The organism is Paenibacillus sp. LK1 (assembly GCF_002750415.1).
In the GTDB taxonomy this organism is placed as follows: Bacteria; Bacillota; Bacilli; order Paenibacillales; family Paenibacillaceae; genus Paenibacillus; species Paenibacillus taichungensis.
On sequence record NZ_PEII01000012.1, the window covers coordinates 218,682 to 238,642 of the forward strand.

A 19,961-nucleotide genomic window follows, 5' to 3' on the forward strand; every position below is an offset into this window, starting at 1 on the left:
ATTTCTGCAGTTCATGCTGCTGTGGAAAATGATTTATCCAGAGGAACATCACGCTTCGGGAATGGTTGTGTTATTTACCTAGTATTGAAGGCAGCTCGTCCATCAGTCGTTCTTTGGTAATTGGATCATCAAAGTTCCATTTGGTATTAAGATAGTAGACTTTATTATTTTTGACAGCCGGGATGGACTTCCAGATATCGGTCGTCATGATGGAGTCACTGTTATTCCGCTCTTCCTCTGACAGATCCGTGAGCACAAACAAGTATTCTCCTGCAAATTCCGGCAGCAGCTCGCTGGAGATATTGGCAAATGGTTCATTTTTATCAATCAGGGATTCTTTTACTTTGGGAGCAGGGGTAAACTGCAATGTATCATACACCGTTTCGGCAAGTGCGCTGTTGCCCATTACGTACATGTCTTTGCCAAGCTGGAGAAAGACGGATGCGGTAACACCTGTGGGCAAATCAAGCTGATTGCGTACTTGCTCGAATTGCTCTGCATAGGTTTCGATCCAGTCCTCGGCGGCCTGCTCTTTCCCCAGAATGTCACCGAAGACTTTCACACGTTCATTGGTTGACAGACGGTCATAGGTTACTGTCGGAGCAATCTTCGACAACAAGGTATATTGGTTCTCTTCATAATAACTGCCGCCAGCATCCAACAGGATCAAATCAGGACTTAGTGAAGTGATTTTCTCCAAATCACCTTGCAAGTCGCCTACATCTTCAATGCCATCCAGTAATTCGGGATACGCGATCTGGTCACCAATAATCCCCAGGGCCGCTCCTACAGGTTTAACATCCAGGGCGAGCAAGTCTCCAAGATCACTGCCTGTGAAAATAATACGTTTGGCGTTAACCGGAATCTCTACCGTGTGGCCCAGGGAGTCGGTGTAACTTTTGGTTTCACTTTGTCCGGACTCCGCTTGAGTTGAGGTGGTAGACTCACCTGATTTTGCTTCAGCGGTTGTAGTGGATGGTTCTGCTTGGCTACCACAGGCTGATAACAGTGCTCCAATCAGGGTAATCATGAGTGTAAGGGTACCGAGCTTACGTGTTGCTTTCATCGTTTGAATTCCTCCCGTAACTGGTTACTTATTGGATAATGATAATCATTATCAATTTAGTTCGAATGTGATCAGTTTATCGAAAGCGGGATGGCAGTACAATGGACAAACAGGCGGAAAACCTTTGTACAAAAATAGAAGAAAGTGAAGAGAGGAGACAATCGCTATGTTCTATATTTTCATAACCTGGTTAGTATTGATTTTATTGCTGATTATCCTGGTTCAAGGCGTACAAAAGAATTCCAAAGATAGAGATAGAGGGGGATCTGTTTCCAAACGTTGGGGCGGGTGGTTCATCGGACTTTTTGTTGTAGGCAGCGTCCCATTGGGTTATGCGTTATATACGGAGTTACGTGGAGGCTATATAGGGGCTAATATCGGCTTGGGGCTCGCTCTGTTTTTTATCTGGGGATACTGTGCAATTTTATTATGTGTGGCATTAGTGATCTGGGGAAGGTATGGGTATAAGCAGTACAGAAAGAAGTGATTTTGTTGCCCTCATGTTTATGATAAACCTATGTTCGCATGCAACTATAAGCATATATTGAACGTTGAAATTAGAAATAGGTTTAAATAAGGGGGATTTACATATGTCCCATCTTCATCGAGTTCTGATATCGCTTTCGATCCTGATCGTATGCCTTCCCGGATGCTCGGGATATAAAGATTGTAATTCAGTGCAAACTCAAGCGAATACACCAAGTGAAGATGGATTCACTGGTTATGTGGTTGCCCGCGAAGGCAATTCCATTCTAGTGGTTGATCCTGCATATGAAGACTTCGGTGCGAACAAAGGAGAAAGTCGGTATTATACGGCAAAATGGTTCTCCAATGCGCCTAATCCGCAGATCGGCTCCTATGTTGAGATTTGGACGGATGGCAGCCCGGAAAATCAGCCCTATCCCGGGCAGGCCAGAGCGGAAGCGATTGCTGTATCTTGCCCGGCCACCCCAGATGGTGCTCATATGAGTGAGGCGGATGCTATCCGGGCTGGATTGTACTCATCAGACGGAGAGCAAGTACGTATTCCTGTAATTGAGAATGTCGATTTTAATGAGGATATAGGAACATGGACCATTCGTATGAGAGATGCAATGTCAACGTCGAATGCTCAGGATCCAATAGAAGTAAAAGTAGAAGACATTGAGCCAGTAGGGGAGCAAGAGTAAGGATGTAGGATTTCAATGTTGGATGAAAAGAGGAGATAGGTCTGAATGTTAGAGAATGGCTTCCCCGCGACAAACATGATTATGAAGCGGTGCGTAAGTTAAGTGAATTAAGTAATGAAGAGTTGAGAGATATCATTCCTGAGCTTATGGAGTGGTTGCAAGATGGGAATTGGCCCATTGCCAGATCCGTAGAAGATTTACTTTTAAGATTTGGAGAAGAACTTATTCCTCATATTCAAAATGTATTTAAAACCAAAGATCCACAGTGGGAATATTTTATGCTTACTGGTTTAATCAGAAGATTGCCTTCGCGATATCTAATAGTTTTGAAGGTTGATTTGGAAAGAATTTTGAAAAATCCTACAGAGGATGAGATGCTTGAGGAATTGGATGAGGTTATAATACCATTGCTGAATAAAATACAATAACAAGCCAATAAGAAGCGTATTTTTCATTTTGTGATTCAGAATAGTTCATACGAAGCAGCAGTGCAAACAACCTTGAACGGCACAACCTTTCAGGGTTACCAAGAAATCAAGGAGAAATTTGAGTTCAGCAGATTGTAGCGTGGAATGATTTGATGATGTGGAAGTTTATTGAAAAAAAGAAGGTGTGATTTTTATTTTGTATCAAGGAAAGTCAAGAAAATTCATCATTGTATTGTTATCTTTGTATACTTGTTTAACATTGTATTTCTTATTCCTGGGCTTCGATAGAAGCTCGGCCAGTACTGATCAGGGCTGGCGATACAGCTTAACCCCTGAAGGAATTCCTTTACATTTTCCAATGGGGAGAGATTTTAAGATATGGTTTTTTGAAATGGGGAACTTTGTAGCATTCATCCCCTTCGGGATGGTCATTCCGCTCCTCTTTCGCTGTGGGTTTATTCGCTTTATCAGCATATTCATTCTCTGCATTACGATGTTAGAGACATTGCAAATGATTTCCCGTTTAGGTGCGTTTGACATAGACGATATCCTGATTAATACTTTAGGGGCTGCCGTTGGATATGGAGCACAGCGGATAGTAAAGCATCATCGGAATACATTAAAAGGACTTATTCGAATCTTCCTGACAGCGATTATTTTTTCAATAAGTACGATCACTGTTGTTGGCGGCCTCAATCATTATTTAGATAATGTTGACGGAAAAAGTGTTGCACTGAATGAAATTGTTTCGAGCGATGGGGCTGTAGTATGGGATGAAGAACTCTCCAGTTTTAAAGTAGGCCAAACCAATGTCGAGCCTCAAATCAATCTGTACAGTAGAGAAAAACAAAAAACGAATGAGTTTTCATATCTCTTAAATCAAAAATACAAAAATATGAAAGGTTATTTCGCTATACCGGACGATGTTGTCCGAAGAGCAAGCCATGAGACTATAACAGTAAGCTTTATCGCCGATGGCACAGAAATTTATTCTTTGGTTGTATCAGCAAACAGTGGGGAGAACCATCCTGACTCTTTTCAAACTCCGTTAAAGGGAGTTAATGAACTGACTATAAAAGTAATATCCGATGGTTCAAATCCGGTGACCAATATAGTGATGTGGGACATTACACTGACAGAGTCAAACACAGGGCAAAAGTTCATCAACAGCATTAAATCCATGTTTTAATATATCAATAATAGCCCTCGATCCTGCCACTGAAGCAGCAAGATCCGAGGGCTTAATCCATTTTCATGCCATATCAACAACAACTAATACATCCACTACAATAAAGCTTCCTTAATCCGCAATATTTCCTGCCATCTTCAGACGACGTGCAATTTCCTGGAAGTCTTCCTGCGATATACCTGGTGCGAATTCTTCTTCCACTGCAGGAGCTTCCGGAATCGGGTATCCTTCAGGGACGCCTTGAATGACTTCCAGCGGTTGTCCATCTTCAGGGTGTGTCCCTTTCCAGATCTGACTGATCGCAGTAAAGTCTTTATCACTATAGGTATACAGCTTGGTGTGTAGGCCTTTTTCTTCGTATTTCCACGCTTCGTTAAAGGATTTGTTGCTCAGGGATGGAATCGGCACCAATTTGGTTACATTCACTCCGGTTGCGATTTCAAGCGCTTTAGCATAAGCGACCACATGCACACCACCACGTACCAGCAAATAGCCAACAACTGCCCGGGCTGCAGGGTGATCGGTCATTTCATAAACTTTCATTTTATGTGTACGTGCTCCGCATTCGAGGAAAAAGTTATGCAGCAGATCTTCAACCAGATTACCGCTGTTGAAGACATTGGCTCCTGTCCAGGGATTGCCCATGGAGTCGAAAGGCATTGCTCCCTGTGCGCCAGCCAGGAAATGATAGGAGAGACGCGCATCCTTCACGGAACTAAGTGGTGTATCGTCAGGCTCTTTGTACTCAGTGGAACCTCTGAGGCACTTGTTAATGCCATGAGACACAAGCTCTACATGACCTAATTCTTCCGCGGTGATACTCATCACCAGATCGTAGAAGGGTTTCAATTTTTCTTTGGAACGAAAATTAAACGATTGATAGAGGTAATTGTTCAACGTTGACATCTCTCCGAATTTACCACCCAGCAATTCTTGTATTGCTGCCGCTGCATTCGGGTCCGGTCTCTCGACATTGGGGATTTCAATTGCGATTTCATCCATACGTTTGAACATTCGGGTGTAACCTCCTCGAAATGATTGCTCAGAATAATGAAGTGATGCTGTCATGGCCTATTACACGTTTATCGAATACGCTAAACCCATAATTTTGCAAATGAGGCTTAAGGCGTATGTAATTGAGTCTACATTTGTTATTTCCAATCCCGTGTTATTTATGTACAATCAGGACGAATGAAGTTAAGTATGGTAGTCATTATCTGAATTAATGAAGGAGAAACTGAGAGTGCGCAAAAGTTGGATTATGGTGGGATGGGGTGTCCTCCTGCTTGTCGTTTTTGGATGTAGCGATGTGACGGCAGCATATGCAAATTATTCGAGTGAGTTGGATCAACAAAGAAAAGACAAGCTTATAGAAAAGTACGGTTTGGAAAAGCCGGAAGATCCACCACCGCGAAATCTTTTATTGGATGGTGACTGGGGGATAAGCTTCAAATCACCAATAGAACGGTATAAGTTGTCGATCAGTACGATTCAATTGCTCCAGCAACCGATTACGTTTATCATTCGTCTACTGGTGTAAAATAAACTTCTACAGGGCAGGCTAACGTAAACATTGCCCCAAGGAGTGAATGAAATGAGAATGCTCATCGTAGCCCTAATGACAGTGGTACTAAGTTTAAGTGGACTAACAACCAGTTCAGCAACTGCGATTCCGGATTATGCGAAGTGGGGAATCATTGCAGTGAAAGAAACACAAACCAAGTACAACGTGGACATTTTGGATTACAAACATATTGGCCGCACTTCGTTAACAGCAGACCAGTCCCGTGAACAGTTCAAGTTATGGGTACGTAATAAAGACGGTAAACAATTTGCTGTATTTGTGAATGTTGATTTTAACCCGTCTACCCAGCAGCTGAAAAAAGTACAATTCACGGAATCGGATCGACGTTAAACTGAAGATGATCTGCATAGCAAGGCAGGATAGGAACCAGACTTCCCTATGAAAGGGAGTGAGTCTGGTTTTTTTATTTCAAAAAAATCCTTTTTTTAGTTATTGAATAAAGAACTTATGTTCGCATATAATAAAACAAACACATGTTCTTATTGGAGGGATGATTATGCTAGGGAAATATATTGGTCAGATGGTGGAACTCGTCTACATGGATCGTGCAGGGCATATTACACAGCGGCAGATTCGAATCAACAGTGTTCGGGAAGGGAAGATTAGAGCATCCGCAGGAAAAGAGGGGTCACCCCGAACATTTCTGGAACAAGGTATTCTGGCATGGCGTCCCGTACTCCATAAGGAAGGGAAGGAAGAAATATGCTAAATGATTTTGAACGCAAAATTTTGCGGATAATTGTGAATTATGCAGGCCAGCGGCGCAGAGTGCCACGAATGGATGAGCTGGAGAATAAGACGGGAAGAAGCAAGGCGTTCATTCATGAGTCACTGCTGGAGCTTGAGCGCAGGCAGCATATTGTATGGGAGAACAAGTCTACGCTCGAAGGTATACTCATTTTGCAAGCATGGGAGCAGGCACCACAACCCATTCGCAAAAGCCAGCCTGCTGGCGATGCCGTGAAATATTTTACCGAATATTAAAACGTAAAAAACGCCAACCCGGAATGCCGGATTGGCGCCTTGTTAGGCATCGTAACATCTATTAGAAGATAGGAAGTTGATCAAGGTTATTGGTTGGGTCGCCGTCTGCGTCGCCGCGAATGTACATTTCGCCGTCTTTGCCTTTAAAGACGTTCACACCTGCAATTGCTCCTGCTTTTACTTCTGCCAGTGCCTGTTGGTAATCCAGCACACGTCCAGATGAAGTTTGGAACGCAGTCAGATCGCCGTCACCATTTTTTTGAACTGCTGTGAAGCTTTCGCGTGTCGTTTGATCCATGATGTCACACTCTCCTTATCTGACCAAATAGGAATCTGGTTACCTCTTTAGCCTGTCCGGATCAAAAAAAAGTATGCATAACATAACTTCATATCGCACGCAGAGGATATCTACAAGCTCTTTTGCATACGAACATGCAGAATGTCTGCATCATAAAAAGGCTCTTCCGAAATCACTTCATATCCGAGCTTTTCATAGAACTTCTGCGCCTGGCATTGCGCGTCCAAAACAGAGTAGGCTAATCCCAATTCACGTGCCCGTTCTTCCATGGCTAACAGCAACACACGTCCATAACCGAACGCACGATGAGATTTGAGTACAGCGATGCGCTGCATCTTGGCGGTATCCTTGGTGTAATAGATCAGGCGCCCCGTGGCTACAGCCTGTCCATCTTTACTCAACAATACGTGATGCACATCAGGACTGATAATATCATATTGATCAATCTCAATGTCAGCAGGCACCTGCTGCTCGATTACAAAAACATTATTACGAATATCCAGTGCTTTCTGGAGTTGTTCTTCAGTTGTTACATAACTAATCTCAGCTGCCAATTCCATACCTTCTTTCTGCTCTACGCTATCAGACTGAATTATACAAAAAAATGCTTTTCCTGTATAGTTAAGTCTGGAACATACTGGGAGAGGAGGTGCGAACCATGGGTATGGCGGGAGTGATGGCAATCACACTTTTGATGTCGGCCGGAATGATTGCTTTGTTATATTATGTGACCAAGAAGGCATATTCCAAAAAGTGGGACGAAGATGAGTGAAATGCGACATCATGTTCCTCAGGGTAAGACTTCAACATTGCCTTGTGGGGAGTAAACGTCATGCACAACAGACTTAGAATACACATCCAGCCAAACGGGCAGGTCATCATTAACCTCATTGGGTACTTTCAACTGTTGGAATTGTACAGTGTGTTCATCCCGTTCCAAACTACAACCGACAGAAACGTATATTAATGCAACAAGCGCAATCAGACAGGCTAAGTTTTTGGCTATGATAAATAAACGCAGTTTACGTTCTTTCATGTTCCTCATATGGAAGTCACCTCGTCATCAAAATGGTAATCTTTCCTTTATTGTGCACCAATTCGAATAAAATATTACCAATATAACGATTGACAATGAACACGGTTACTTGGTATGATACTGTTACTTGATTGGAAAACAATTAGATATCATGATCTGTTAGCTCAGCTGGGAGAGCACTATCTTGACAGGGTAGGGGTCAGTGGTTCGAGCCCACTACAGATCATAACAAAAAGTCCTTGCGCAGCAAGGGCTTTTTTCTTTTGTCTAGTTTTTTTGAGATGACATGATGAAGCCTTGGGGGACAATTGGGGGACGAAAATTAGAAGAAATAAGCTATATCCTTCGCTGCGCTATGTTCACTAACTCTTCTGCAAATCAGCAAGATTCTGTTTACCCCAATCGCAGAGAATCTCCAGCACAGGCATCAGCGTTAATCCTTCACGAGACAAAGAGTATTCTACTTTTGGCGGTAATTGTGGATACTCTGTACGGATAATTAATTGGTCGGCCTCTAATTCTTTCAGCTGAGAGCTTAGCATTTTATGCGTAATGCCTTCCAAGGCTCTTTTCAATTCTCCATATCGCAATGTTTCTTTTTTCCATAACCAAAACAAGATATGCATTTTCCATTTTCCGCCGATCAAGGACATGGCATGTGAAAATGGTTTAACGTTTACTTCCTCAGCAGTTTCCATATTCCACTCTCCTTTTAGATAGTATCTACCTTTTAAGTGCATACTATACTCTTTTTTACCCTACTATACAATAACTCATGAAACAGAGACAAGGGCGAACAAGCCTAATAAAGGGAGAGAATATATATGGAAAATAGTAATCGTAATTTCTTGCAGCCTTATACATTTGCGAATGGTTTTACGCTAAAAAATAGAGTGGTCATGGCACCGATGACAACGATGTCCAGTTTCTTCGACGGTTCAATTACCAATGATGAAGTCGATTATTATGCCGAACGAGCTGGTGGCCCTGGTATGATCATTACGGGTGTTGCATACGTAACTGAAGGAGGAAAAGGCTTCGAAGGTGAGCTATCCATCGCAAGTGATTCTACAATCAAAGGACTGTCCAAAATTGCAAGGGCCATTCAGAAAGACGGAACGAAAGCCATTGTGCAAATCTTTCATGCAGGGCGCAAAACGAACTCCAAAACGCTAAGAGGTGTTCAACCCACCAGTGCGAGTGCAATCGCTGCCGCACATCCAATCGGCTCGGAGACGCCGCGTGAATTAACACCTGAGGAAATCGAAAGCATTATTAAGGACTTCGGCAGGGCAACCTTGCGGGCCATACAAGCTGGTTTTGACGGAGTAGAGCTTCACGGGGCCAATACGTATCTGTTGCAGCAATTTTTCTCCGTCAATTCCAATCAACGATCCGATCAGTGGGGTGGCAGCTTTGAAAATCGTATGCGATTTCCGCTGGCAGTCATTCAGGAGGTTGCATCGGTTATCGATGCCCATGCGGATAAACCTTTCATCCTCGGTTATCGGATTTCACCGGAAGAAATTCATATGCCGGGCATCCAGCTCAAGGACTCCTTGGCGTTTGCCCAGGCTCTGACAGACACGCGAGTTGATTACATTCATCTGTCGATGGGAAGTTACAAACGAACATCATTAAATCACCCCGATGACAAAGAGCCGATCTTAACTAAATTCGTCCGGGTTTTGGATCACAAAAAACCTCTGATCGGTATCGGATCGATTGAGCGGCCGGAAGACGCAGAAGAAGTTATCAACGCCGGGGCAACTTTGGCTGCACTCGGACGGGAATTGATTCGCGAGCCGAAATGGGTACAGAAGGTAAAAGCAGGGGACCTTGGCAGCATTCGTTACCAAATTTCTCCGTCTGATATGGATGAACTGCGTATCCCTTTGGCAATGCAGACTTATCTGGAAGGTTCGTTTCGGGAGGTCATGCACTTTACTACCGACAGTCAGAAAGGGACTGACTACCAGAATTCACTTGCACCGATGGAGGGTTTTGAAAAGAAAATGTAAAAGTTAAACTAAATTAGATAGATTCAACTTTCGGATCATTAATAGTTATTTATTAATTCCGGAGCAACCATTTCCTGCTTTTACATGAGGGAATGGTTGTTTTTTTTATTTAATAATAATGATTTACAAACACAATTAAATTGTGTACAATCTAATTGTTAGCAAAATAAAAAGAGATATCATCTTTACAAAATAAAATTTAAACATACAGAGGAGACAATACTCATGAAAACATTATACGAAACTACAGTTATCAATACAGGTGGACGTCAAGGGATTGTGCAATCGCCGGATAACGTATTTATGCTTGATGTCGCTGCCCCGCCTGAACTGGGAGGCAAAGTAACGACAGCTACGAATCCCGAGCAATTGTTTGCAGCAGGATACAGTGCTTGCTTTAATTCAGCGCTGGAGTTTCAGTTGAAGAAACACAAAGTCGAAATTGAGAGAAGCACAGTATCGGCTACAGTTATGCTAGTAACGGACCCTACGGATAATGGTGTGAAGCTGGAAGTTGAACTTGAAGTTAAAATTGAGGGTCTGGATGAAGAGACAGCACAGAAATTTGTCAAACTTGCTCATGACTACTGCCCATATTCCAAAGGCATCAAAGGGAACGTTAATGTTACCGTGGGACTAGCCTAATCTTTGCCAGGGCGAATAAAACGGTTTTGTTCTGGACTTCACTATTGAAGTCTGAAGCATCTTTCTAAAATAATGTTCAACATACTGAAGGCCTCCGAGAAATCGGAGGTTTTTTGATATGTTTTTAATTCTTTTTGCGATATACAAAAATAGATAAAGAAATCGATCACGATTGAAATATACCCATATGGGGTATATTATAAGAGTAGAAAACGAAAGTTCAAAGGAGTGCAACTCATGAAAAAGTATGCAATGATATTGCTGACTACGTTGATCACGGGCAGTCTGATGTTAAGTGGATGTGGCAAGAATGCTGAGCAGCATAATAGCAGTAGTAACAGTCATACAGCGAGCACAGGAGAGATGCACCACTCGGATTCGGGAGAATTACCGGAAGGGCTTCATGAAAAGAAAAATCCAACATATCCTGTGGGCAGCCAGGCCGTGATGAGTACGGACCATATGGCTGGAATGAAGGGTGCAGAAGCGACCATTGTGGGAGCCTATGAGACAATAGCGTATACAGTCTCGTATACACCAACCACAGGAGGAGATACTGTGAAAAACCATAAATGGGTCATCCAAGAGGAAATTCAGGACCATACGGATCAACCGTATGCAGCAGGAACAGAGGTTGTGCTGAACGCTGACCACATGCCAGGAATGAAAGGGGCTAAGGCAACGATTGACTCCGTTGAGCAAACGACGGTATATATGGTTGATTACACCCCGACCACAGGCGGAGATCCGGTGAAGAATCATAAATGGGTCACAGAAGAAGAATTGTCTATTCAATAATACTTTTCAAAGAATAATCAAATTCTCACTCAATTATGGGTTATACTGGAACAATAAGATTAAAGTTGCTGGAAAGGGGAATGTATATGATGGACTTCAGCAAGCCGCCCCATGCCTCCGAATCACATACACACAAACAGCGTCATGAAGAAAATGAACAACAGCTATTAGCCGGAGGGAAAAGCATTTGGTGGGAAATCAGCAATTGGCTAATTCTCGGTGGGATACTTGCGGTGATCTTCGTATTGTTTAAATTCGTGTTCTAGAAAAAGAGAAACATTAAAACTTTGGATAAGGGCCATATTAAATGGGCTCTTTTTTTTACGCTCGTACATATAAAATTATCAAGAATAACAAATGACAAAAATAATTATTTGTCATTTGTTATTCGGTATGTTAATCTAATTTCAACGGAGGTGACTAGGGGATGGTGCAACCATCTTAATCATATGGATAAAGACAAAACTTCTGAATTTTTAACCAAGGAACAAATTATCGCAGCAACGCAGGAAACTCTCCGGCGCTTCGGTGTTGCCAAAACATCTGTTACGGATGTCGCTAAATTGCTTGGCGTTAGTCACGGTACGATTTACAGGCACTATAAAAGCAAGAAAGAATTACTTGAAGGCGTGACCGCACAATGGCTCGAAGATGAGATTATCGCGCCTTTGACGGCAATAGCTAAGGATCAGAGTTACAACGGTGAGGGAACACGTCATTTGAAAGTATATATAGAAGTGTTAATCGCTCGTAAACGTCATTATGCCGAATCCGATGCAGAGTTGTTTGAAATGTACGCACGGGTAACCCAGGAATCCGCAGATATTATCGCTAAACATGTGCAACATCTTGTACGTCATCTGAGTGAGATTATCCAGCAGGAGAATCATTTCCAATTTAACAAACCAGATGTGGTTGCAACTGCGATCCTTCAAGCTACAGCTCGTTTTCATCATCCGGCACATGCCTATGAATGGCAAAGCCCTACAATTGATGCGGAATTTGCACAGGTGTGGTTGTTGATCGAAAAGGGATTATTACATTTGGAACAAGAGAGGGAGTAATTGTAAATGAAAAAGCTAACTGGTAAAGTGGCCGTTGTAACAGGCTCATCCCGGGGGATCGGACGTGCTATAGCTGAGCAACTCGCTGAAATGGGCGCGGATGTCGTCATTAACTACACGAGTAGCCCCGACAAAGCAGAGCAGGTTGCAGATATTGCTCGCCAAAAAGGAGTTCGTGCCATTACCGTTCAGGCTGACCTTGCCCGGAAGGAAGATGTGGAGCGTTTATTTTCCGAAACGATTAACCAGCTTGGAAAAATCGATATTCTGATCAACAATGCAGGCATCATGAAGACAACTCCTTTGGCAGATGTGACTGAGGAAGAATTCGATCAGCAGTTTGCGATTAATGTAAAAGGTACATTTTTTGCTTGTCAGCAAGCGTTGAAACACATGGAGGACCAGGGCCGAATCGTTAACTTCTCCACTTCTGTAACTGGACAGATGTTTCCGGGATACAGCGTGTACGCAGGTACCAAAGGAGCAGTTGAACAGATTACTCGTCAGCTTGCGAAGGAATTTGGCTCCAGACAAATCACTATTAATGCTGTTGCACCAGGTCCCGTGAATACCGAATTGTTTTCTGTTGGGAAGACGGAGCAGCAGCTCGAAGGAATGCGTAAAATGAATGCATTTGGTCGTCTGGGTGAACCGGAAGACATTGCAAATGTGATCTCATTCCTCGTCAGTGAAGAATCGCAATGGGTTACAGGACAGACGCTACGTGCAAACGGCGGTTTCATTTAAGGATATCATGCACGAAGTTTACCCCTTTTGACACACAACCGGGCGAATCCCCATATGATGCATTACATCAGCAAGCAATTGGGGAAATGGGGAATCCGGGATGGCAAAAGCAAAGGGAAAAAAAGCTCCCGCGTTAAAGAGTGACAAACTTCGTGTATCCATGAAATTGGTTACTTCGGATGTATGTGAGCGTTGCAAGACCCCCTGTACACGAGGAATGGATTATGCAGCACGGATGCGAACCGATGGAGCTGTGGGCAAGGGCGTACCTTGTATATTAACTCGTCATACTTCGTAGTTAGCAGCATAATAAAATTGACCCAGAAGAAGTTCGTATAATTACGTATTGCCAACAACTATACTATAGGGGCGTCCTTTAACAAGGAACGCCTCTTTTTGATCGTTCCAAGGGGTGGAAAATATTCTGGATAAAAAATGAAAAATGATGAAAAACAGCGCAACTTTGTGGATGAACCTGCAGTATAAATGTACAACAGCTAGCAGCAGGGGAGGGAATATTGACGGAATGAAATGGAAAAGAATTTTGCTGTGTGTCACAGTATTCTCCTTGCTCGGCGGGTCTTTATTGTTTGCAGATTCAGTGAACGAGAAGATTCGGGTTCTCATTAACGGCAAGGAAGCAGCTGACGGTGGTTATCTGATTGACGGAACGACCTATGTACCTGTAAGGGAAGCGGGCGGAATCGCCAGATGGGATAGCACAAACAAGAGAGTAACGGTTATCAAACCGAATGTACATATTTTTCTCTTCAAGGGAGATACCGTGTTTGGCAACGTAAACGTGGGTAAGTTGAAATTTAATGTGTTCTCACAAGTCGACAGTTTGACGACGGATATAGCTGCCGTGAAGGTGACGATTACCAATCCAAGTGGTGAGGTTAAGGATATTCAGTCTCAAGAGCTCAAGACTCAGAAGGATAACTTCTGGTTCCGAACGTACGATTTTACGTATGATTTCAGCCGGGCTGGCAAGTACCAAGTCGGTTTTTATATTAAAGAAAATGCAAATAGTAATTATGTGCTGGCAGCCGAGAAAATCATTACCGCACTGAACGATTGAAGCAAAAATAACCTTGGCGGTTAAATTGACCTGGACCATTGAACATGTTACGATATGCAAGGTTACACAATTTCTATTTATAAAGCGAGGTATATCAATGAGCGATCACACACATGAACACGGCGATGCCTGCGGATGCGGTCAAGACCACGACCACGACCACGAGCATGAAGAAGTTCTTCTGACACTGACAGACGAGAACGGAAATGACGTGGAAATGGTTCTGGTGGAGACGTTTGACGTGGAGAAGCATGTTTATGCGCTCCTGCTGGAACGTAACAATCCTGAAGCTGACGGCATCATTCTGCGTATGGAAGAAGAAGACGAGGAAATGGTGCTCTACAATATTGAAGACGAAGAAGAGTGGACCCGTGTTGAAGCGGCGTACAACGAACTCGTTGCAAGCCAAGAATAGTCATCCTTTTGGAATAAAACAAGAAGGCTCCTTGATCACAGGGGGCCTTTTGTTTGCTTTTTATTAGGTGTATATGCTATTTTTTCTTGCCATAGGGACAGTGAATAGGTGGGAAAATGCAAATAAGACAGCGATCATAACACAAGGCAGGACAAGTCTGTGTGGAGAAAAAAATAAAAAGGACCAAGCACCCCGCTTGGTCCTTAGAGATCGATCAACCTCATGAAGAGGTGGCTGTTCTAGAAAATCGCATCTGCTTCCACGATGACTTTTACATTGGTTACGCTACGGTCTTCAGGTCCTTTTACAGGCAGTCCAACTTCAACATGATCAATGATGTAGTCGATGTTTTCCTGAGTGATAACCTCACCTGGCAGCAGAATCGGAATTCCTGGTGGATATACGTAGATGAATTCCGAAATAATCCGACCTGCGGATTCCTTGAAAGGAATGACTTCGGTATCACCATAGAACGCATCACGTGGAGTCAGCATCAGCTGTGGTACATCTGGAACCTTAACCACCAGCTCATGGGCTGGATTCACTTGATAATACGTACGGGATAGATCCTGCAGGGCGTTCAGCAAGATTTCTACGGAGTCATCCGTATCTCCCGGCGTGATGAGGCACAGAATATTATACATATCACTGAGCTCCACCTCGATTTTGTAATGCTCACGTAGCCAGTTCTCTGTTTCGTAGCCTGTAATTCCCAGGTGGCGAACATGAATGGTTACTTTGGTTGGGTCGTAATTAAAGGTAGCCTCTGTGCCCAGCAGCTCTCTGCCGAAGCAATACAGTCCGTCCATATCATTAATGGAGCGTCTTGCAAACTCAGCCAAATCAATGGCCTTCTGTGCCATCTGATGGCCATTCAGAGCCAGATTACGTCTCGACGTGTCGAGCGAAGCCAGCAGGATGTAGGAAGTCGACGTTGAAGTCAACATACTCAGAATAGTTTGTACACGTTGCGGATTCACATAACCATTCTTCGTGTTCAGATTGAGTACAGAACTCTGAGTCATCGAACCACCCAGCTTGTGTACACTCGTCGCAGCCATATCAGCCCCGGCGGCCATGGCTGAGAGCGGCAGATCTTCATGGAAATGAATGAGTACGCCATGCGCTTCATCCACAAGTACTGGGACCTGATAGCTATGCGCCAGTTCAACAATTTCTTTTAGATCGGTACATACACCGAAGTACGTTGGGTTAATGACGAGCAATGCCTTGGCATCGGGATGACGCTCAAGGGCACGTCGGATCGCGCCTGTAGTGACACCGTGATCGATTCCTAGATTGGCATCCTGCGCAGGAGAGACGAACACGGGTTTCGCTCCTGAGAAAATGATGGCAGACATGACCGATTTATGCACATTACGGGGCACAATAATCTTGTCACCCGGTTCACATACGGACAGAATCATGGTCATGATGGCACTGCTTGTGCCTTGTACACTAAAATAGGTATAATCGGCTCCGAAGGCATCGGCTGCCAGAATCTGCGCTTCCTCAATGACACCGGTTGGCTGATGCAAATCATCTAGCGGTGCGATGTTAATCAAATCTATGGAGAGGGCATTATCGCCGATAAATTCACGAAATTCGGTGTCCGTTCCCAATCCTTTTTTATGTCCCGGAATATGAAATTGCACCGGATTGAGTGCCGCGTGATTTTTTAAAGCGGTAAACAGCGGCGTACGGCGGTGATCCATCAGTGCTGTCACAACCTTTCCTAATTATAATTTGTAAGAAAAACGTCTTTCGACGTAAATTCTATGAAGACAGACCGCATGTAGCGGATGTTTTTCTTGCGATCACGGATTTAGTTCAGCTTTGCTGATAACTTATCATTTTGTAATCTCAAACAAATTTGAGTATAGCAAATTAAGAACCGAATGCAAGCAGTATTGCTTGACAATTTTTCGAATTGCTGAGATTTGGACACATCCCCGAGGGTTACAGTAAGGATAGGAGATGGGCAAGCAAGCATCGAAAGGGGAAAAAGAATGCAAACCAATACAAAACCAGCCAAAATCCTGCGATCACCTTTCTTTATAGCCATGTGGCTAACGCTTTTTCTAGTTGAAATCATCAAGGGTGCTCTGCTGGTCGCTATTTTGCCCGTGTATATGGACAATATTCTGGGCTTGTCAGCTGGCGTAATAGGTGTGGCCTTTGCCCTTCAATATTTGGGAGATAATCTGTTCAGGGCTCCCTCTGGCTGGGCAGCAGAACGGATCGGGTTCCGCGCGACAATGGTGACGGCCCTAATTTGTACATTAGTAGCTGTAATCATGATTATCTTTTTCAAAAGTGCATTTGGCCTTGCCATGGCTTGTCTCATTCTTGGAGTTGGTACGTCACCCCTTTGGCCTTGCGCCATGACGGGCGTGACCGCGATGTCGGGGCCGCAGAACAAGAACGGTACAGCCATGGGTGCGCTGGAGATGGCGGCACTTGGAGGAACTGGACTTGGGCCGATCGGCATGAACTGGCTATTGGAGCGGACGCATCACGACTATCGCACCATTTTCCTGGTGTTGATGGGTGTTGCAATTCTGGTTATTCTGGTCGCTTTGATTCTGCCCGGACGTGTCGTTGTTGAGGGTGAGCATGCGGAAAGTGAGACTAAGCGGACAGATATGAAATATCCGGCTAAACCGAATATTCTTACGCCTTTCATCCGACTCAAAAACAGTGTCCAGGGCACATTGCAACGGGTACGCAGTACACTTAACGTGAATCCGCTCGTATATCCTGCACTGTTCATGCAGTCCTTTGTTATTGGTCTGCTCAGTCCTGTGATTACGCTATACACTCGCACAGATCTGCACATCTCGCCCAACCTGTACAGCTTGTTGTTGATAGCCGGTGGAGGGATTACGGTCATTGCACTGCTGCCTGTAGGGAAAATGGTAGACCGGTTTGGCACGGCACCGTTCCTGAACATCGGTTTTTTAATGGCAGCAGCAAGTCTGTTTGCTTTTTCTTCCATTACGTCTATTCCTGTTGTGTTCGGCATCGTCATGCTGGTTGGTGTCAGCTATGCGATGATTCTCCCGGCCTGGAATGCATTTGTAGCCACATTGATTCCCAAAGGAGAACGCGGAGCGATCTGGGGTTTCTTCCTGACCCTTCAGGGATCAGGCATGGTCGTAGGACCGATTGTATCCGGACTGCTGTGGGATCACATTAGTCATCCTGCTCCATTTATAGGAAGTGCTGTCGTTATGGCTGGACTTGCCGTTGTGCACTATGTGTTATCCCGTAAACCGTATCGTACAGCTCCTGCTAAATGATGCGGTGAAGCCTGGTAAGGTTGATCTAATAAGAAAAGGGAGTTCCGGCAACCGTACAGGTTATGGAACTCCCTTTTTATGTAGCATAGTCCATCTATTTAGCTAACGACGTGAAGATTATTCTGCCCGCCGTAGTAGTCAACTTCGGGAGCTAACTGTTCACGGTACTCCATGTCTGCTTAAGACATAGACATCTTATAGAGCGGCAGCAGTGTTTTGAACCTTGAACGAACTGTTTCCAGGAACTTGTCCCGATCTGCAGCCAGCGGATCATTCCGATCAACTCGCAGTCCGCACATGACCTCTGCATACCTCCATTTCGCATCCGTTATAACATGAAAAACGGGGGCTTGCCCCTGTGCATCTGCGGAAAGCTGCGATCCTCCGGATCAATCGGTGAAAAATAGTCAAATAACCAAGTACCCTTACATAAAATGAAGTATAAAATAGGGTAAGCCGATTGAGTAGAAGCGATTGAAGAAGATGGCCGGAGCATCTCCGGTACAGATGGAGGGAGTGCCGTGAATAAGAGTTATGAAGTTGAATATTGCAATCTGGAGCTGCGGTTCAACCGTCGGCATATCCAAAATTTGATCAAAGACCTTATTCGTGAGGGGTATTCACTATATTGGAGCGAGGACGAATCCTTTTTTATTCTGTCAGTCCGCACCGGACGCAAGCTGGTAAAGCTCCGTTTTCAACAGACGCGCAGTGGGAATTACAAAATGACGGGAGATTATATTATTAAGGATGCAAAACTTGCGGAATGGTTAGAGAAGCTGATTGGGGATACACGTGGGCATGCCGTTGTGAAACGCTTTAAGGATCAGCAGATGACCGTGGAAAATATTTTGTTCGGTGAAGTCATTCGTCTCGTTGAAGTATCCGGGTTCAAACAGCGTGTTATTTTTCAAAAGGAACCTGCGCCGACGGCGGAAGAGATGGAAGAAATGTTCCTCTCGCGCGAAGGTGAGGAGCGACTCATGCTGCTGCGCATGGAAGTAGATGATGAACTGGAGCGTCTGCATGCCGCCATTCAGACGGATAATATCGAAAAAGCAGATGCCTGTCGTAAAGTCCTAAAGCAGTTGTCAGGGTACATGTTGATGCTGGAAGGTTGAAATATAACGCTGTATTTATGAAAATACGATGAACACCTCAGGTAATTGGGGTGTTTTCTCGCTGTGCGACCATGGTCCGGGGTTCACTTCTATGCGTAAAACCGTTAAAATGGGGGTATTGTTGAGAATTCATTCAATAAAATTAATTGGAGCAAAGGATGGAGGACCAGATGGCGAAACAACAGATCGGTGTCATTGGACTTGCAGTAATGGGCAAAAATTTGGCCCTTAACATTGAAAGCAGAGGTTTCACGGTATCGGTATTTAACCGTTCCCCGGAGAAAACCAACGATCTTCTGAAAGAAGCCGAAGGTAAAAACCTGACAGGCACATTCTCTATTGAAGAGTTTGTGGCATCCCTGGAATCCCCGCGCAAAATCCTGATCATGGTACAAGCTGGTTATGCAACCGACGCTACCATTGAACAACTGCTTCCTCATTTGGATGAGGGCGACATCATCATTGATGGCGGTAACGCATACTTCCCTGACACACAACGTCGCAGCAAAGAGCTGGAAGACAAAGGCATTCGCTTCATCGGTACAGGTGTATCCGGTGGGGAAGAAGGCGCTCTGAAAGGCCCTGCAATTATGCCAGGTGGACAAGAGAGTGCGTACAAGCTGGTTGAACCGATCCTGACAGCCATTTCGGCCAAAGTCGGTGACGATCCTTGTTGTACATATATCGGACCAGATGGTGCCGGACACTATGTAAAAATGGTGCATAACGGTATCGAATACGGAGATATGCAGCTGATTGGTGAAGCTTACCACCTGCTCAAATCCGTGTTGAATGTGTCCGTTGANAAAAATGGTGCATAACGGTATCGAATACGGAGATATGCAGCTGATTGGTGAAGCTTACCACCTGCTCAAATCCGTGTTGAATGTGTCCGTTGAGGAGCTTCACGCCATCTTTACAGAATGGAATCAAGGAGAGCTGGACAGCTACTTGATCGAAATCACAGCAGACATCTTCTCCAAATACGATCCAGAAACGGGCAAACCAATGG

The 19,961-nt window shown here is 44.2% G+C and carries 26 protein-coding genes, 1 tRNA gene and 1 pseudogene; 21 read left to right on the forward strand and 7 right to left on the reverse strand.

Features of this window, described 5'->3' with window-relative positions; translation table 11 throughout:
- Positions 1 to 70 precede the first annotated feature (70 nt).
- On the reverse strand, positions 71 to 1,066 hold the full coding sequence (locus tag CS562_RS24870; RefSeq protein WP_076288183.1) for an ABC transporter substrate-binding protein: 996 nt from the start codon (positions 1,064 to 1,066) through the stop codon (positions 71 to 73).
- A 166-nt stretch (positions 1,067 to 1,232) separates the two neighbouring features.
- On the opposite strand from CS562_RS24870, the gene CS562_RS24875 reads away from it, so the two are divergent.
- The 4 genes from CS562_RS24875 to CS562_RS24890 all read left to right on the forward strand — a co-directional run bounded on the left by CS562_RS24875 (position 1,233) and on the right by CS562_RS24890 (position 3,852).
- Positions 1,233 to 1,553, forward strand: coding sequence for a hypothetical protein (locus CS562_RS24875; protein WP_099858496.1), 321 nt, complete (start codon positions 1,233 to 1,235; stop codon positions 1,551 to 1,553).
- A gap of 103 nt (positions 1,554 to 1,656) precedes the next feature.
- Positions 1,657 to 2,235, forward strand: coding sequence for a DUF3221 domain-containing protein (locus tag CS562_RS24880; RefSeq protein WP_099858497.1), 579 nt, complete (start codon positions 1,657 to 1,659; stop codon positions 2,233 to 2,235).
- 41 nt (positions 2,236 to 2,276) lie between these two features.
- Positions 2,277 to 2,663 (forward strand): DUF5071 domain-containing protein, encoded by a 387-nt coding sequence (locus tag CS562_RS24885; protein ID WP_257219599.1) that lies wholly within the window; start codon positions 2,277 to 2,279, stop codon positions 2,661 to 2,663.
- A gap of 196 nt (positions 2,664 to 2,859) precedes the next feature.
- Positions 2,860 to 3,852, forward strand: coding sequence for a VanZ family protein (locus CS562_RS24890; protein ID WP_099858499.1), 993 nt, complete (start codon positions 2,860 to 2,862; stop codon positions 3,850 to 3,852).
- 111 nt (positions 3,853 to 3,963) lie between these two features.
- Here CS562_RS24890 and CS562_RS24895 read toward each other — a convergent pair whose 3' ends face one another.
- Positions 3,964 to 4,866 carry a manganese catalase family protein gene (locus tag CS562_RS24895; RefSeq protein ID WP_099858500.1) on the reverse strand — a complete coding sequence of 301 codons (903 nt, stop codon included), beginning with the start codon at positions 4,864 to 4,866 and terminating at the stop codon, positions 3,964 to 3,966.
- Positions 4,867 to 5,095: 229 nt separating this feature from the next.
- Here CS562_RS24895 and CS562_RS24900 point away from each other — a divergent pair, with 229 nt between their 5' ends.
- The 4 genes from CS562_RS24900 (at position 5,096) to CS562_RS24915 (ending at position 6,421) form a co-directional block, all read left to right on the forward strand.
- Positions 5,096 to 5,392, forward strand: coding sequence for a hypothetical protein (locus tag CS562_RS24900; protein WP_099858501.1), 297 nt, complete (start codon positions 5,096 to 5,098; stop codon positions 5,390 to 5,392).
- Positions 5,393 to 5,446: 54 nt separating this feature from the next.
- Positions 5,447 to 5,767, forward strand: coding sequence for a DUF3889 domain-containing protein (locus CS562_RS24905; protein WP_076288190.1), 321 nt, complete (start codon positions 5,447 to 5,449; stop codon positions 5,765 to 5,767).
- Positions 5,768 to 5,933: 166 nt separating this feature from the next.
- Positions 5,934 to 6,146, forward strand: a complete 213-nt coding sequence (locus CS562_RS24910) for a hypothetical protein (protein ID WP_076288191.1) — start codon at positions 5,934 to 5,936, stop codon at positions 6,144 to 6,146.
- Positions 6,140 to 6,421, forward strand: a complete 282-nt coding sequence (locus CS562_RS24915; protein WP_076288192.1) for a hypothetical protein — start codon at positions 6,140 to 6,142, stop codon at positions 6,419 to 6,421. Before CS562_RS24910 ends, CS562_RS24915 begins: the two co-directional genes overlap by 7 nt.
- 61 nt (positions 6,422 to 6,482) lie before the next feature.
- On the opposite strand, the gene CS562_RS24920 is transcribed toward CS562_RS24915, so the two are convergent.
- The 3 genes from CS562_RS24920 to CS562_RS24930 form a co-directional block, all read right to left on the reverse strand.
- Entirely contained in the window at positions 6,483 to 6,719 is a 237-nt protein-coding gene (locus CS562_RS24920) for a DUF3892 domain-containing protein (RefSeq protein WP_076288193.1), read from the reverse strand.
- Positions 6,720 to 6,829: 110 nt separating this feature from the next.
- A complete protein-coding gene (locus CS562_RS24925; protein WP_076288307.1) occupies positions 6,830 to 7,273 on the reverse strand; it encodes a GNAT family N-acetyltransferase in 444 nt (147 codons plus the stop codon).
- A 236-nt stretch (positions 7,274 to 7,509) separates the two neighbouring features.
- Positions 7,510 to 7,764: a hypothetical protein gene (locus CS562_RS24930; protein ID WP_076288194.1), complete on the reverse strand. Its 255-nt coding sequence runs from the start codon at positions 7,762 to 7,764 to the stop codon at positions 7,510 to 7,512.
- Positions 7,765 to 7,908: 144 nt separating this feature from the next.
- On the opposite strand from CS562_RS24930, the gene CS562_RS24935 reads away from it, so the two are divergent.
- Positions 7,909 to 7,981, forward strand: a tRNA-Val gene (locus CS562_RS24935).
- Between the two features lie 136 nt (positions 7,982 to 8,117).
- On the opposite strand, the gene CS562_RS24940 is transcribed toward CS562_RS24935, so the two are convergent.
- Complete coding sequence (locus tag CS562_RS24940) at positions 8,118 to 8,453, reverse strand: winged helix-turn-helix transcriptional regulator (protein WP_076288195.1); 336 nt, start codon at positions 8,451 to 8,453, stop codon at positions 8,118 to 8,120.
- A 126-nt stretch (positions 8,454 to 8,579) separates the two neighbouring features.
- Between CS562_RS24940 and CS562_RS24945 the strand changes: the two genes are divergently transcribed.
- The 9 genes from CS562_RS24945 to CS562_RS24985 all read left to right on the forward strand — a co-directional run bounded on the left by CS562_RS24945 (position 8,580) and on the right by CS562_RS24985 (position 14,526).
- Positions 8,580 to 9,776, forward strand: coding sequence for an NADH-dependent flavin oxidoreductase (locus CS562_RS24945; protein ID WP_076288196.1), 1,197 nt, complete (start codon positions 8,580 to 8,582; stop codon positions 9,774 to 9,776).
- Positions 9,777 to 10,001: 225 nt separating this feature from the next.
- The gene (locus CS562_RS24950; RefSeq protein WP_064636540.1) at positions 10,002 to 10,421 is read left to right on the forward strand and encodes an organic hydroperoxide resistance protein; all 420 of its coding nucleotides are present in this window, start codon (positions 10,002 to 10,004) and stop codon (positions 10,419 to 10,421) included.
- Positions 10,422 to 10,658: 237 nt separating this feature from the next.
- A complete protein-coding gene (locus CS562_RS24955) occupies positions 10,659 to 11,219 on the forward strand; it encodes a YdhK family protein (protein WP_099858502.1) in 561 nt (186 codons plus the stop codon).
- Between the two features lie 86 nt (positions 11,220 to 11,305).
- On the forward strand, positions 11,306 to 11,485 hold the full coding sequence (locus CS562_RS33085) for a hypothetical protein (RefSeq protein WP_053784269.1): 180 nt from the start codon (positions 11,306 to 11,308) through the stop codon (positions 11,483 to 11,485).
- A gap of 183 nt (positions 11,486 to 11,668) precedes the next feature.
- Complete coding sequence (locus CS562_RS24965) at positions 11,669 to 12,283, forward strand: TetR/AcrR family transcriptional regulator (RefSeq protein ID WP_076288198.1); 615 nt, start codon at positions 11,669 to 11,671, stop codon at positions 12,281 to 12,283.
- Positions 12,284 to 12,289: 6 nt separating this feature from the next.
- Positions 12,290 to 13,030 (forward strand): SDR family oxidoreductase, encoded by a 741-nt coding sequence (locus tag CS562_RS24970; protein ID WP_099858503.1) that lies wholly within the window; start codon positions 12,290 to 12,292, stop codon positions 13,028 to 13,030.
- 100 nt (positions 13,031 to 13,130) lie between these two features.
- Positions 13,131 to 13,328, forward strand: coding sequence for a hypothetical protein (locus CS562_RS24975; RefSeq protein ID WP_072735367.1), 198 nt, complete (start codon positions 13,131 to 13,133; stop codon positions 13,326 to 13,328).
- A gap of 228 nt (positions 13,329 to 13,556) precedes the next feature.
- Positions 13,557 to 14,111 carry a stalk domain-containing protein gene (locus CS562_RS24980; protein WP_076288201.1) on the forward strand — a complete coding sequence of 185 codons (555 nt, stop codon included), beginning with the start codon at positions 13,557 to 13,559 and terminating at the stop codon, positions 14,109 to 14,111.
- Positions 14,112 to 14,208: 97 nt separating this feature from the next.
- Positions 14,209 to 14,526 (forward strand): DUF1292 domain-containing protein, encoded by a 318-nt coding sequence (locus tag CS562_RS24985; protein WP_063565566.1) that lies wholly within the window; start codon positions 14,209 to 14,211, stop codon positions 14,524 to 14,526.
- A 239-nt stretch (positions 14,527 to 14,765) separates the two neighbouring features.
- Here CS562_RS24985 and CS562_RS24990 read toward each other — a convergent pair whose 3' ends face one another.
- Entirely contained in the window at positions 14,766 to 16,241 is a 1,476-nt protein-coding gene (locus CS562_RS24990; RefSeq protein WP_063565751.1) for an aminotransferase class I/II-fold pyridoxal phosphate-dependent enzyme, read from the reverse strand.
- A 294-nt stretch (positions 16,242 to 16,535) separates the two neighbouring features.
- Here CS562_RS24990 and CS562_RS24995 point away from each other — a divergent pair, with 294 nt between their 5' ends.
- From CS562_RS24995 to CS562_RS25010, 3 genes and pseudogenes are all read left to right on the forward strand, one after another.
- Complete coding sequence (locus tag CS562_RS24995) at positions 16,536 to 17,828, forward strand: MFS transporter (protein WP_099858504.1); 1,293 nt, start codon at positions 16,536 to 16,538, stop codon at positions 17,826 to 17,828.
- A gap of 521 nt (positions 17,829 to 18,349) precedes the next feature.
- On the forward strand, positions 18,350 to 18,949 hold the full coding sequence (locus CS562_RS25005) for a hypothetical protein (protein ID WP_076288203.1): 600 nt from the start codon (positions 18,350 to 18,352) through the stop codon (positions 18,947 to 18,949).
- 170 nt (positions 18,950 to 19,119) lie between these two features.
- A pseudogene (locus CS562_RS25010) lies at positions 19,120 to 19,961 on the forward strand (NAD(P)-binding domain-containing protein); the annotation flags it as partial.